9 protein-coding genes, 1 tRNA gene and 1 pseudogene are annotated in these 14,607 nt (G+C 43.4%); 4 read left to right on the top strand and 7 right to left on the bottom strand.

The genetic code is table 11. The features are described from left to right. From AC0J2X_RS19025 to AC0J2X_RS19015, 3 genes are all read right to left on the bottom strand, one after another. A tRNA-Met gene (locus AC0J2X_RS19025) sits at positions 1 to 77 on the bottom strand. 201 nt (positions 78 to 278) lie between these two features. Next, the gene (locus tag AC0J2X_RS19020) at positions 279 to 581 is read right to left on the bottom strand and encodes a 4a-hydroxytetrahydrobiopterin dehydratase (protein ID WP_014949251.1); all 303 of its coding nucleotides are present in this window, start codon (positions 579 to 581) and stop codon (positions 279 to 281) included. Between the two features lie 190 nt (positions 582 to 771). Further along, positions 772 to 3,477, bottom strand: coding sequence for a TonB-dependent receptor (locus tag AC0J2X_RS19015; RefSeq protein WP_014976347.1), 2,706 nt, complete (start codon positions 3,475 to 3,477; stop codon positions 772 to 774). A 421-nt stretch (positions 3,478 to 3,898) separates the two neighbouring features. Here AC0J2X_RS19015 and AC0J2X_RS19010 point away from each other — a divergent pair, with 421 nt between their 5' ends. Continuing rightward, a complete protein-coding gene (locus AC0J2X_RS19010; protein ID WP_014976346.1) occupies positions 3,899 to 4,885 on the top strand; it encodes a mechanosensitive ion channel family protein in 987 nt (328 codons plus the stop codon). A gap of 17 nt (positions 4,886 to 4,902) precedes the next feature. After that, positions 4,903 to 5,067: an entericidin A/B family lipoprotein gene (locus tag AC0J2X_RS19005; RefSeq protein WP_014949248.1), complete on the top strand. Its 165-nt coding sequence runs from the start codon at positions 4,903 to 4,905 to the stop codon at positions 5,065 to 5,067. Positions 5,068 to 5,341: 274 nt separating this feature from the next. Here the strand turns inward: AC0J2X_RS19005 and AC0J2X_RS19000 are convergent, their stop codons facing one another. Beyond that, positions 5,342 to 5,791 (bottom strand): MaoC family dehydratase, encoded by a 450-nt coding sequence (locus AC0J2X_RS19000; RefSeq protein ID WP_014976345.1) that lies wholly within the window; start codon positions 5,789 to 5,791, stop codon positions 5,342 to 5,344. Positions 5,792 to 6,022: 231 nt separating this feature from the next. Here AC0J2X_RS19000 and AC0J2X_RS18995 point away from each other — a divergent pair, with 231 nt between their 5' ends. Then, positions 6,023 to 6,925, top strand: coding sequence for a LysR family transcriptional regulator (locus AC0J2X_RS18995; RefSeq protein WP_014949246.1), 903 nt, complete (start codon positions 6,023 to 6,025; stop codon positions 6,923 to 6,925). Positions 6,926 to 6,985: 60 nt separating this feature from the next. Here the strand turns inward: AC0J2X_RS18995 and AC0J2X_RS18990 are convergent. Next, a pseudogene (locus AC0J2X_RS18990) lies at positions 6,986 to 8,716 on the bottom strand (CocE/NonD family hydrolase). Positions 8,717 to 8,870: 154 nt separating this feature from the next. After that, positions 8,871 to 11,915, bottom strand: a complete 3,045-nt coding sequence (gene ydiJ, locus AC0J2X_RS18985; protein ID WP_472996320.1) for a D-2-hydroxyglutarate dehydrogenase YdiJ — start codon at positions 11,913 to 11,915, stop codon at positions 8,871 to 8,873. A gap of 203 nt (positions 11,916 to 12,118) precedes the next feature. On the opposite strand from ydiJ, the gene AC0J2X_RS18980 reads away from it, so the two are divergent. After that, positions 12,119 to 13,138 (top strand): CobW family GTP-binding protein, encoded by a 1,020-nt coding sequence (locus tag AC0J2X_RS18980; protein WP_458726331.1) that lies wholly within the window; start codon positions 12,119 to 12,121, stop codon positions 13,136 to 13,138. Positions 13,139 to 13,267: 129 nt separating this feature from the next. Here AC0J2X_RS18980 and AC0J2X_RS18975 read toward each other — a convergent pair whose 3' ends face one another. Continuing rightward, on the bottom strand, positions 13,268 to 14,581 hold the full coding sequence (locus AC0J2X_RS18975; protein WP_472996319.1) for a dihydroorotase: 1,314 nt from the start codon (positions 14,579 to 14,581) through the stop codon (positions 13,268 to 13,270). Positions 14,582 to 14,607: the final 26 nt, after the last annotated feature.

The following is a 14,607-nucleotide window of genomic DNA, read 5'->3' as shown; positions in this document are numbered from 1 at the left end:
TGGTTGCGGGAGCAGGATTTGAACCTACGACCTTCGGGTTATGAGCCCGACGAGCTACCAGACTGCTCCATCCCGCGCCAGAAAATTATTGTTGTAAGCGCTTCATTTAATGCCTCGCTTCAACGTGGTGCGTATTATACATAGGGACTTTCGCAACACAAGTACCAGCATGCGAAATATTTCATTTTTCTGACTGTTAGCGGTTTAATTGACCAACATGAACAAAGTTAATACGAATTAACCGATTTTTAGCTCCTATTTACACACGTTGATTCAAGCTATTTAAATTTTTCCATTTTTTCAGCCAACGAAAAATCTAATTCTGTTAGCCCACCAGCGTCGTGCGTAGTCAATGTTACCTCTACTTTATTATAAACATTGAACCACTCCGGATGATGTTTTAGCTTTTCCGCCCAAATCGCAATTTGAGACATCCACCCAAAAGCTCGGATAAAGCTCTTAAACATAAACGTCTTTTTGATAGTGTCTCCACTTTGCTCCCATGGTGTGTCATCGGAAACCAGTTCATTGAGCGCTTTCAATTTTTCGTTAATTTCATTATCAGACAGCTTCGTCGCCATTCTTATCTCCTTCAATCACTGATGATTACGTAAAAGTCTTACCTACTACGAGATACTTTAATCGATTGGTTTAACATTAGAAGAGACTGGAGACAAAATCACAAAGAGGAGTGGAGGCTAAGGTTTACAAAAAAGCCACCCTTCAACTTTTATAGTCAAAGGGTGGCTATACTTCTACCTTATTAACAGATTAGAACTCGATAGCTAAGCGCGCATAGATTTGACGACCTCGTGGATCGTGAACCTTAGAGTCAAACCCGCTGTTAGTGAATAGCTGTGGAGGCTCTTCGTCGAACATGTTAATTGCGCCTAACGTCAACACATAACTTTGTTCTGTATCATATAAGCCGCCTAAGTCGATGTTGTATTGAGCATCTACCGTCAAGTGACTATCCACTTCGTAAAAGCCACCTGAACAACCACCCACGTTTGCAGTACCGTCCGCGCAATTTTGATCATCATCATATGATGAGATGTAGCGAAGGAAGATATTGGCTGCATGGATATCGTTTTGCCAAGCCAGTCCCAAGTTCGCGCGCAATTCAGGAGAAGACACACCAATGTTATTGAAGTTACGGCGTCCTGCACCATCAATGTTCCCTGCCTGTGGGTCCATCAAGTCATACTTAGTGATGTAGGTCGCATTCAACGTAGGTGTAAAGTTACCGAAGTCTGTCTCTATTTTATAACTAGTTACAAAATCAAGACCCGATGTTTCCAAAGAACTCGCGTTAACATACGTGTTATTTACTTGAAGAACAGGTCCAGTCAGCGGGTCTCCAGCACGGATGACGCGGTCTGGGTTAGTCGGATCATCATTTAGTACCGCCTGCGCGTTCTCTTGAATGATCAAGTCTTCAAACTCGAAATTCCAATAATCAACTTCAACAGAAAAGTCTCTGAAAGGCTCGTATGAGAAGCCAATATTATAGGCTGTCGACTCTTCAGGTTTTAGCTCTTCATTACCCGATGTTCTAACAGCTACAAATGCCGTAGCACCTTGAACGGGGTCAATAAGCTGTTGCAACGACGTTGCGCCACCTTGTGCTAAGAACACTGTTGGCGCTCTAAACGACGTAGATATCGAGCCGCGAAGTGAAAACTCATCAGTCGCACGCCACGAAATCGCTAACTTTGGATCCACCGTACTTCCAATGGTACCGCCGTAATCTTCATAACGAACCGCTAGCTGAACATCTAATTCGTCATTTATTGGTAATGCAAGTTCACCGAACGCTGCCCATACATCCTGGCTACCATCAATATCAGGGTTACCGATAACGAATGTGAAACTGTCTTGGTTAGCAAGGTCATCGTAATCTTGGCTAAGCTGGTTTTCACGATATTGAACACCCAATGCTAACGCCGCAAAGCCACCGCCCATTTCGAACACATCAAACGATGTAAACGCTTCGAAAACTTCGAGATCCGCTTTAGAGTCGATCACTTCGGTTCCCGTAAAGGAGCTAACCACGTAATCAGAGTTAGGCGCCGTTGTGTAAGACGTTGCAAATGGGTTGAAGAATTCGCAATCCCCTACCCCTGGCGTTCCAGCGATAGGGTCACAATTAGAGCCACCTAGACCGTATAGCGCAAGCTGAAACTCGGTATTTAGTACGTCAGGAACCCTAAATACAAAATCGTTAACCGCACGTGTATAGCTTACTTCCCAGAACCCAGTGTCTGTCACACCTTGTAAACTGGTGCTAAAGCGAAAGGTATCTGATTCGGTATTCGCTGGGTCACCAGGGAAGCCGTTACCTTCAGCGCGGCCGAAGAAAGCGACAGGCTGACCAAATGGATTCTGCGGATGATAATCCGGAACAATTGGAGAGGTTAAAATTGGGAAGCTCGGTGCTCCACCACGTTCAGCACGGTTTCTCGCTAAACTGAATTCAGCCGACCATGTAATATCGTTATCGAACTCGTAGTCTGCACGTACATAAGCATTTGTTCGGCTCTCATCAGCAACATATGAATAGAATTTACCGAAATCAAAACCACAAAAACCAATTTCTAAACCTGGCACTGTACCACTTGGCGCAAGTAAATTGGGTGCACCACCAAACTCCTCACATCCGTACGGGTCGATAATGGGCAGTGCCCCTGCACCTGGAATGTTTAAGAAGAAAGAGCCTGGGTTACCCAGAGCACTTGTATCGTCTTGGGGACGACTTAGTCGTCTATCGCTGAGAAAAAGCGGCGAACGGTTGGTATAGCTTATCGCCGCTAGTACGCTTCCGTTATCACCGGTTGCGCCCCATAAACCTTGTAAAATGTATTCTTTGTTGTCGCCATGCGCACCATCTTGATAGTCAAGGCTTACCATTGCTCCGTCATAATTGCGTTTGGTGATAAAGTTAACGACACCTGCAACGGCATCAGAACCATACAGAGCCGACGCACCATCTTTAACCACTTCCATACGATCAATGGCAATCATTGGCACAAGTGAACTGGTATCGACGAAGTTCAGGCCTTCGTTCGTTGGTTGCGCTGTAACGACCTGACGCTTGTTGTTAAGTAAAACCAGAGTAGACGCTACGCCTAAACCACGAAGGTTAATATTCGACGTACCCGCTGTTGCGTTTTGCGTAAAAGCATCTGGGTTGTTTTCAGCACCCGTGTTAATAGTGAGTGTTTGTGTAATATCCGCAATATTCTTTGCGCCAATCGCGTCTATAGCCACGCTATCTACCACGGCTAGTGGAGAAGGAGATTCGAAGTTTTCGCTACGGCGAACAAAACTACCAGTAACCAAAATGAGTTCTACGTCTTTCTTAGCTTCTTGCTCACTTTCAACGTCTGCTTCTTGGGCTGATGCGATATAAGGAGAGCAAAATAAAGCAGTACCGACCATTGCCGCCACTGCTGTCTTACGCGTTTTAAATTTCATAGTGTGATTCCAAATCTGGGCTTATCACTACCGGCATTACTACCCACACTTTCCGCTAGCGACAGGCTGTTCGATTTCGTGTTGTTATTGTCTGAGGCCATGAACAAATATTGACCTACGCAATTGATACTATGCTTGAATTTCACCTTTGTAAATTTATTGTGAATAATATGTTTACATTAATTTTACGCATGGTCTGACCAGATATCCTTTAGGATAAATTGAAGCCTCTCCACTGAATTTAGCCATATCCCAATTGAGAATATGTTTCCCAATATGGGAAATTTATTCATTACGCTTGATGGATCGCGCACCTCAAAAACCAGGCATACCCTCCAATTTTCAATGCGTTACAAGATTATTTTGAAAGGAATGATTCTTGAAACATCAGGAACACTTTATATGAAGGTGCACGAGGTCTATGGAGTTTCCAAAAATAGATGAGGTTTATAAATTACTCAGCGAAAAGCTAGAGTCTTGGGTAGAAGGTGGCATTACGCTTCTTCCTAACATTGTTGTCGCATTTTTTATTGCGATAGCCTTTGGCATTATCGCCAAAGTGATCGGCAACGTTGCTGGCAAGATTATGCGCAGAACGTTTGAGTCTCGACAAATTGCAAGCCTCCTCACCTCCATAATCAAATCTATCGTTTTAATAGCGGGAATTTTCATTGCGCTAGACTTTGTTGGCCTTAAAGGTACTGTCACCTCTTTACTTGCAGGCGCAGGTATCGTCGGGTTGGCCATTGGTTTTGCGTTTCAGGACATGACGGAAAACTTCATTGCCGGTGTAGCCATGGGAATTCGAAAACCCTTTGAAATTGGTGACGTCATTGAGGCAGAAGGTGTATTTGGTAACGTAAAGGAAATAAACCTTAGAAACACCTTAGTTGAAACCTTTTATGGTCAACTTGAAGTTATACCCAACAAGATTCTTTTCCGAAATATATTGACCAATTATTCATATCTTGGTTATCGAAGAATAGAGATCCCTGTCGGCATTTCTTATGCTGATGATATAGAAGAAGCCGCCAAAGTTATTACGGATGCTATGAATGAAAAAGATTATGTCATAAAAAAAGAAGAGACCGCGGTTTACGCAGAGTCTTTTGGCGATTCAAGTATCAACCTATTACTGTGGTTTTGGATTCGATATCCAGGAGAGCCAGGATTTATGGTCGTACGCCACGACGCGATCAGTACAGTAAAAACGGTATTAGAAGAAAACGATATTCTTATTCCTTTCCCTATCAGAACATTGGATTTCAATGCTAAAGGGGGAGATAAGCTTAATAGCATGCTTAAAAAGCAGGATGAGAGAAGTTCAAGTAAAGGTAATACAAATTCATCAACTGAGCAGTCTGATGTGAAAGCGGGTGATAACCCTGAGCAACCCGCAGAAGAATGAAACTAACGGAGATGCAAATGGAAATGTTAAATTCAAAAACACTTAAACACGCTTTTTTAGTACTTATACTCGCAGCCAGTTTTGGGAGTTTAGGCGGTTGTGCAACAGTTGAAGGGGCCGGTAAAGATATTCAAAGTGCTGGAGAAGCCATTGAAGAAGGTGCCGAAGAAGCGTCTAACTAACTCGTTTCTGTCGACATAGGTCTTGCCGATAAAGTAGGACTGTGTAGGTAAAAGCCTGACGATCGCTAAACTAGGCCCTGTTGACCTTTGCTATATATCAAAGGTCAACAAACGCCAGCATCTCAGGCTTTTTTATTTTGTGGCACCATGTTTTTGCAATACACGGTGCGACATATCAACTAGACAACGACGTAGCACACGCATCGTCATACGCATTTGGCAATATGCCGTACTAGTCTGTACAGCCACTTTTACTGCGTAAAACAGCAATCTATCAAGGCTTAAGCACCGCGAGCATGAGAAAGCCACCTATTAGCGCTGGGTTCCCATTCGATTTAAGTAAGCAACTTGCCTCTACTTTATAAAGCTTCCCTTGCGCCTTTTCAGTGATTTCGACAAGTTTGAATCGGTATTTAACGGCATCATTACTTTGTACTGGTTCAAGAAAACGTAACTTATCAATGCCATAATTGATCATAGACGCGATACGTTCGTCTGGCGCGATTACCTCAGCGAATGCTTTAGGCATGAGACTGGCAGTCAAGAAGCCGTGAGCAATTGTTGTTTTAAAGGGACTTTCTTTTTCACAGCGCGCAGCATCTAAATGTATCCACTGGTGATCGCCGGTAGCGTCTGCAAACTGATTGATCATGTCCTGCGTAACCGTCAGCCATTCAGGTTGTTCAAGGGTATCTCCCACTGCTAAGTCTAAAAGTGTTCTCATTTTTCAGTCCAATCTCCATTTATTGACGATAAAACTACTATTATTACCTTGAATGTTTCAATTAACTTTTAATAATAGGTATTTATAAATATTCTTGTTACACTAACGTAAATTATTCGTAGATGCTATGTAGCATTGGATCACAGTTTTCTATTAAACGCACCGTGATACAAACTAGCGCCTCTTCATCTATTGGCTTTTTTCAGGGCACTCGCTCTTAAAGGATTAGTTATGAATCTCAATAGAATCGATTTGAACCTTTTTGCAGTATTCGACGCCATTTACACGGCAGGAAGCTTAACCAAGGCAGCAGATGTCTTATGCATTACTCAACCAGCGGTAAGTAACTCTTTAGCAAGGCTAAGAGAAATGCTTAACGACCCGCTGTTCGTTCGTACCGGCCACAGTATGACGCCTACCCCCGTAGCGCAAAATATTATTGTTCCAGCTCGACAAGCCTTAGCCTTACTACGCAGAAGCGTGCAAGAAAGTCATACATTCGACCCTCTCACAGCCGAGAAGTCCTTTAACTTTGCCAGCCGTGATTTGCTTGAAGTAAGCATTATGCCTCGTCTCATTTCACGTTTGCAGAATTTGGCGCCAAATATTGGGTTAACCAACTACGAGATTCCTAGAAGCCAAGTTGTTTCGGCGATGGCATCGGGCACGTTGGACTTTTACTCAGATGCATCGACATTTACAGACCCTCATTTGTGTAAAGAAAAAATCGCCCAAGACAGACTTGTTGTGTTAGCACGTAAAAATCACCCAGCGCTCAAAAACGGGCTTAACTTAGATACCTTTTTACGATTAGGTCATATTAATGTGTCACAGCGTAAATCTGGTGTGGGTCCAATAGATATTGCGTTAGATAAAATGGGCAAAAGACGCAAGGAAGTTATGCGAGGTCAACATTTTTTAACCGTACCAAGTACGATAGTAAAGACAGACCTAATCGCGTGCCTGCCGTATCACCTTGCTAAACATTACGATCTTGCGTTGTACGAGGTTCCTTTTGATTTACCGCCTGTAGAGTATTTCCTTTATTGGCATGTAAGCGCCGACCATGATCACGCTCATATGTGGATGCGTGAACAAATAATGGAAGTAGCGAGCAACTATAAACCTCACTAACATAGACAAAGCAAAAGCCCTGTTTAAACAGGGCTTTTTTTACATTTGAGTAAATTAAACTTACAGCATGTTGAAGCTTATCGAACTCTGATGCTCATCATTGTGATAAATCGTGTGGAATGCTCTGGTGAAATCGCTCTCTTTAGCGTTAAAAATGTTTTCAACATAATTCTGCGGGTTTAAATCAAGGAACGGAAACATGCTACTTTGTATTTGAATTTGTAGCTTATGTCCTCGTTTGAATGTATGTAATACATCGTAAAGTTCAAAGCCAATTTCCGTGGGCTGATTAGGAACAAACGCTTTGGGCTTACTCATACTTTCTCTAAAACGACCGCGTAACACGCCCCAACGCACCAACTCATGGCGATTACCTTTCTCCATATCCGCCTTATTGACATTGTCATCTACAGACGGAAAAACATCGACCAGTTTTACGACTACATCGGCAGCAGATTTGTTTGTTGAAAACCACAAATTTAGGTCTATGGCGCCAGCGATAGTGAGGTCGTTTTCTAGTATTTCTGTTTCGAATACCAGCACATCAGGCCTTCTCGCTGCAAACCTCTGATCTTCGACCATATAGGGTCTATCCCACCCGCGGCTAATTTTTGCAGAGTGTGGAACGGGTTTGTTCGGATCGCTCACATATTCGCTGCTTCCGGTGTTATTTGCATTTTCAACCAGCTTTTCCTTTCCTGCTAAGAACAACGTTTTTTGAGATGTATCTTTGGGTGGCCAGACATCAAAGTGACGCCAACGATTACTCCCCGTTTCAAACATAGTTGCAGTGGCAATGTTTGCATCATTGGCCCCTTTCAAGTGTTGCTTGAAGAACGGCAATAACACGTCTTTTTGAAACCAAGCGCTGGTGTCAAATCCGAAATGCGCTTCGCCGAGTTCCGTTCCACCTTTTTCACTCTGCCATTGACCGTGATACCAAGGACCCATCACCAGCTTTACATGATCCTTTTTGTTGTTATGTGACATGGTTTGGTAGGTGTAAAGCGGGCCGTATAAGTCTTCGGTGTCGTACCAACCGCCGACAACCAGCGTCGCAGGCTTTGTCTTAGATAAATGTTGCAATACATCTCGTGACTTCTAATAGTCGTCATAATTAGGGTGTTGAATAACTTCATTCCAAAATGGTCGTTCACCGTGAAAGTACTTGTCGTTGACATTGGAAAGCGGGCCTAAATTTTTAAAAAATTGATAGCCATCTGGTGTTTCTGACTTCATTCCTTCAGGCCAATACGCAAACGTACCATCACGCTGCTTATCAAACGTGTCGAAAAATATAAACGCCATAGGGGTCACAAACGCCCCATTTCGATGGAAGTCATCAAAAAACCAATCTGCAATTGGAGCTTGTGGAGAAATAGCCTTTAGCGCGGGGTGGCTATTTATAGAGGCGACTGACGTGTAATAGCCAGGATACGATGTGCCCCACATCCCCACTTTACCGTTATTGCCTTCAACATTTTTTACAAGCCACTCGATAGTGTCATAGGTATCAGTAGCATCATCCGTGGCATCTTTACCGCGCTTATAAGCATCTTGAGGACGCATATTGACAAACTCTCCTTCAGACATGAATTTGCCACGCACATCTTGGAACACAAAAATAAAACCTTCCTTTTCGAAAGCTTCGCTCGGTCCCAAGCGCTTTTTGTACTTACTAACACCATAAGGAGCAACGCGATAAGGCGTACGCTGCATCATAAAAGGGTACGCGTTTGTTCTATCGTTTGGCACATAGACCGATGTAAACAGTTTTACGCCGTCACGCATTGGAATTTGGTATTCGTATTTCGTGTAGTTTGCCCTTATATAGGCTTCCCTAGCATCGGTTTCACTTTGTTCACTGAATGCATACGTAGTTGTTAACAAAAGTACCACCAGCATAATGCTGCGCATTACCACCTTCATTTTCTGTCCTTTTTTGTTATTGGATTAATTCATTTACCACCGCGATAGGGTGACGAGGCTTTTTACCTTCAAACCTTGCAACTTGGCTTCGACATGAAAAGCCGCTTACAAGCACTTCATGCTGTGCGCTACATTGCTTGAACACACCTGACCAACTTAATTCGTAAAGCGCTTTTGAATTTTTATAATGTGAAGCTTCGTGACCATAGGTTCCAGCCATACCGCAACATCCTGAGGGCTGCACTGTTAAATTAGCACCAAGTTTCTCAAAAATGCTTTGCCAGCGGGTTGTCAGCGCCGGCATAGCCGTTTTTTCACTACAGTGTGCAAGCAAACTGAATCGCTTTTTAATCATCGCCTTTACTATGTGCTTTTCAGTTAAAACCAAATCCAGCCATTCATCGATGGTATGCACAAAGAAGTTACCTCTTTTATCACGCAAATACTTCTTGTATTCATCTCTGTAACACAACACTAGCGACGCATCAGTGCCTACCATAGTTATGTCTAGTGCATGGAGTTGATTGAGTAAGTTAGCAGTCTTTATCGCTTGTTTTTCGAACTTATCCAGAAAGCCTTTTACGTGAGCAGGTTTTCCATTGGGCGTATGCGGCACTACGATGGGTTTAAAGCCAAGCTTATAGATCACACTTATCAGCTTCTCGACGCTAGCCGCATCGTAATAACTGGTAAAGGGATCTTGAACGACAGCGATATAATGTTTTCGCTCTTCTGTATTCATTTGGGAAAGGCGTTGTAAGTCAAACGGCACTGTTAGAGCTTTTACTCGGCTTGTTAACGTTGGATAAGAAAGCTGAGGAGCATCTTTATACCCTACTTGCTTCTCCAAAAAGTGCTTCACCCATTTTAGTTCTATGATGGCATTATGAAGTTTGGGCGCTCGCGCGCTCAGTGGAGCTATCGTTTCTATATTGGCAACCAGCATATCTTTTAAAGGTCGCAAATACCGTCGATAGTAAATAGACAAAAATATTGACCTGAAGTGCGGCACATCAATATTCACCGGGCATTGATGTGTACATGATTTGCACGCCAAACACCCATCCATGACCTCTTTGACTTCGTGTGAAAAGTCTGGCTTGTTACTTAAAATGGAGTTCTTAAACCGAGATAGAAAGTTACTTTTGAACTGCTTATACGACAACCCTTCATTTTTTAACGTAGTGTCAAATCCAGTACTAAGCGATAATAGCCGCGTCCACTCTCTTAGCATGCTTGCGCGCCCTTTCGGTGTGTGCCGCCTATCGTGGGTAACCTTGCTAGACGGGCACATAGGTGATGTAGGCTCGTAGTTGAAACACAGTCCATTGCCGTTACATTCAAAAGCAGGAAACACATCTTGTTTTATGCTGACGGGAATAACCCGCTCAATCCCGGCTCTTTTAATATCTTTCACCGAGACTAATTTATCATCACTCTCTATCGGTGTGCAGATTTTGCCGGGGTTCATCTGGTTATGGGGGTCAAATACGGCTTTGATCTTGCGCATTTCATTGAACAGTGTTTCGCCAAAAAATGCGGGGCCGTATTCACTTCGAAATCCCTTGCCATGCTCTCCCCACATCAATCCACCGTACTTAGCAACAAGTGCCACTACCTCATCAGAAAGCGTATGCATCAGTGCTTCTTGCTGTGGTTCTGATAAATCTAGTGCCGGCCTCACGTGCAAAACACCAGCATCAACGTGACCGAACATGCCATATTTTAAATTATGGCTGTCTAATAATGCTCGAAACTCACCAATGAAGTCGGCCAAGTTTTCCGGCGGGACAGCGGTATCTTCGGCAAATGCAATGGGCTTTTGATTGCCCTTTACCTTACCAAGCAGCCCAACGGCTTTTTTCCGCATGGCATAGATGCGCTGAATATCGGGCTTGTCATAGGTGACGCTATAGCCTGTTATGCTGCTGCCATCTCGTCCTATCTCTTGTGTAATTGCCACTTCTAACTGTTCAATATGAACTTTCATTTCTTCTGCAGAATCGGCGTTGAACTCTACAAGATTTAAACCCAACAACTCGTTATCTGGAACATCTGCTATTAAATGATGAATGGAATGCCACACAATGTCGGTTTTCGCAAAGTTAAGTACCGTGCTATCGATGGTTTCAACACTGGTTGCTTTGGCTTTTACCAACACTGGCGCATGTCGAAGCGCCGCGTCAAATGAACGGTAGGATATGTTAACAAGCGCTTTCAGTGGCGCTATTTTATCAAGTGTTAACGTCGCTTCCGTAACAAACGCAAGTGAGCCCTCTGCACCTGTGATTAGCCTACCAATGTCAATGTTATCACCGTCAACTACGTGTTCTAAATCGTACCCCGTCAAAAAGCGGTTTAAGCGGGGAAATGTTTTTAAAATGCCCTCTCGATGTTGAATACAGGTACGCATTGCTTGTTGATAAATTGCGGCTTCTGACGTACAGCCACTTGCTTTAAGTAAAGCTTCATCCCGCGAAATTTTTGCGGTTTCAATTATCTCGCCATTCGCAAGCACTGCTTTTAGTCCGATGACGTGGTCGCTGGTTTTACCATACACTAATGACCCCTGCCCCGACGCATCAGTGCTTATCATACCGCCAAGCGTAGCGCGATTGCTGGTTGATAGATCAGGGGAAAAGAACAGGCCGTGCGGGCGCAATGCGTCGTTGAGTGAATCTTTGACTATACCCGCTTGAACCCTAACCCACCCTTCTTCCAGGTTCAGTTCAATGATCTCATTTAGATAACGACGGATATCGACAACGATACCATCGGTTAAACTCTGCCCATTAGTACCAGTGCCACCACCACGGGCAGAGAATGCGACATCTGGGAAGTGGCTGCCTAATTTACCTATACACTGACAATCTTCAGTAGATTTTGGGTAGATAATGGCCTGCGGGACTTTGTAATAGACTGAGTTGTCAGTAGCATGCGCGATGCGAGCACTATAGGCCGTTTCGATATCACCGGTGAAGTCACTCATCTTTAGGCGCTCTACAAATGCTTTATATTGTGCGGCTAGATTGGATTCGACCGTCAACGCGGGAAGAGTCACTTGTTGATTTTCCTATGTTAAAAATGAGGGAGATTTTGTTACTGCGAAATTTTCTTACCTTAAGCGTATATCGCGGTGAACACCCCGCCTAAATGTAATAATATAACATATCATGATTAATTCATAGGGATGTACTCCCTGCTATGATAGCCTTGTGTGAGAGTTTTGATATTTACATATGACTTTCAACGAAGACATTCACAATGATAAAAGCTGTACCTACTAACATCATTACTGGCTTTTTGGGTGTGGGTAAAACATCCTCGCTATTACATTTATTAAAACAAAAACCTGCAAATGAACGCTGGGCAATACTAATCAATGAGTTTGGTGAGATTGGTATCGATGGCTCATTGGTAAACGGCTCGCGAAATAAAGCACCTAACAATAATGCTAGCAATGAAAAGCGAGTATTTATTAGAGAAGTGCCGGGTGGGTGTATGTGCTGTGCCGCGGGGCTGCCAATGCAGATTGCTCTTAATCAGCTGTTGGCCGAATCTAAACCAAACCGTTTGCTTATTGAGCCGACTGGTTTGGGGCATCCTATAGAAGTACTACAAACACTAGCTGCCGAGCATTATCAAGACGTTCTCGACATACAAAAAACGGTAACTTTGGTTGACGCAAGAAAGCTCGCTGATCCTCACTATACCTCTCATGATACCTTCAATCAGCAAATCGCCATTGCTGACGTTATTGTGGGGAACAAACAAGACCTTTACACTCATTCAGATGCCGAAGCATTGGAGACCTATGTCGTCCAACGTACCAAGCCAAACACGCCCGTCTTACTGTGCGAAAAGGGAGAGTTCCCAATTAGCGTATTAAAGGGAAGCTCAAGTGCACTTACTCATATCAAAGCACAAAAATTGCACGACCACAAAACTACCACTACGCCATCAATAAATGAACAGCCTTTTCCTGACTCAGGTGTATTGAGAGTAGAGAATAAAGGCGAAGGTTTTAAAGCTGTCGGGTGGCGTTTCTCACCTTCCAGGGAGTTTGACCGCATTGCACTACTAAAATGGATGCACAACCTTAACGTTGAAAGGCTTAAAGCAGTTGTCATAACAAGTGACGGTGTCTTTAGCTATAACGTTGTTGACAACGAGGTTACCGAAGCCGAATTAAGTGAGTGTAGTGAAACTAAAATTGAAATTATCGCTATTGAACTTAACCCTATATGGGATGAAGAGCTCACAAAGTGTCTTTCGGTTTACTAGTGCAATAATTTTTAGCATCAAGGCAGTCTTTTTATAACATTTGACGCAGCAACAGCGCGAGGCTATCACGCGGCACCAAAGAGAGAAGCGCCGCCGCAGTGTTATTGAAATTAGAGGTGGTGTATTTGTCTAAATATTACCCCGTGAATACACAATGTTGCCCGCAACTATGGTTGTATGCGTTTCTCCATACAGCGTTTCTCCTATAAATGGCGAGTTCTGAGACTTAGAGGCGAAAAAGGATGGCGTTACCGTAAACGCGTTATTTAAGTCGAACAGCACAAGATCTGCCACTTCGCCTTGTTCAATTCTTCCACATCGTATGCCGAAAATGTCACCTGCATTTTTACTCATTAAATCGATGGCACGACCAAGCGTTAGCTTTTCGGTTTTTACGAAATGGGTGAAGATCAGAGGAAACGCAGTTTCAAGACCAATAATCCCAAACGGTGCCTGTTCAATAGGTTGCTTTTTTTCCTCAGGTGAATGAGGTGCATGATCCGTTGCTATAGCGTCTATTACACCCTCAACAAGGGCATTTTGACACGCCAGCATATCTTCTCTAGAGCGAAGTGGTGGATTCATTTTCCAATTCGCATCTAAAGTCCCATCAAATTTTATGGCGATATCTTCGTCACATAACAACAAGTGATGAGGAGAAACTTCTACAGTAACGTTGGCGCCACGTTCTTTTGCTTGCTTTACCGCTTCAATAGAAGCCGATGTGGAAACATGTAATACGTGATAATGACCACCGGTTTCCAAACTATAGTCACAACCACGTTCGACGTGCACAGATTCAGAGGCTGACTTTATACCCTTCACATTGAATTTTTTTGAAATTTCGCCTTCATGTATTGCTCCCCCATTTGATAAAGTCTCGTCTTCACTGTGATCGAGAACTGGAACCCCTAGGTGCTTAGCACTAACGAGAGCTTGCTTAAATAACGCATTGTTTTGAACGCCTTTACCGTCGTCGGTAATTGCCACTGCACCGGCGCTTGTTAAGGCGCTGAAGTCAGTCATGGACTTTCCTTCTAATCCCTTTGAAAGCGCGCCCGTTGGGTAGACTTTACACAAGCCTTTTTTAGCTGCTGTTTCTACCATGAAACGTACAGTATCTGCATTATCAGCTGTAGGCGTTGTATTAGGCATTGAAACTACTGCAGTAAACCCACCCTTAACCGCGGCTTTACTACCCGATTCTATGTCTTCTTTGTATTCCATCCCCGGTTCCCTGAAATGTACTTGGGGATCAAGAAGGCCAGGCGATAAAAACAAGCCTTTCGCATCTATGGTCTTTACCGACTTTATAGTGATGGGGGTTTCCGAAAGAGCAGCTATTTTTCCGCCATCAATTAATAGTGAAACAGACGTTATTTCATCTTCATTTTTGCCTAATAACCGTGACGAGGTAGAGGCATTATTTATAATTAGTTTCATGACACTAAAGATTTAAGTAGATTAAA

The organism is Alteromonas sp. R7 (assembly GCF_055755235.1).
This window is presented reverse-complemented; position numbering and strand designations above follow the sequence as displayed.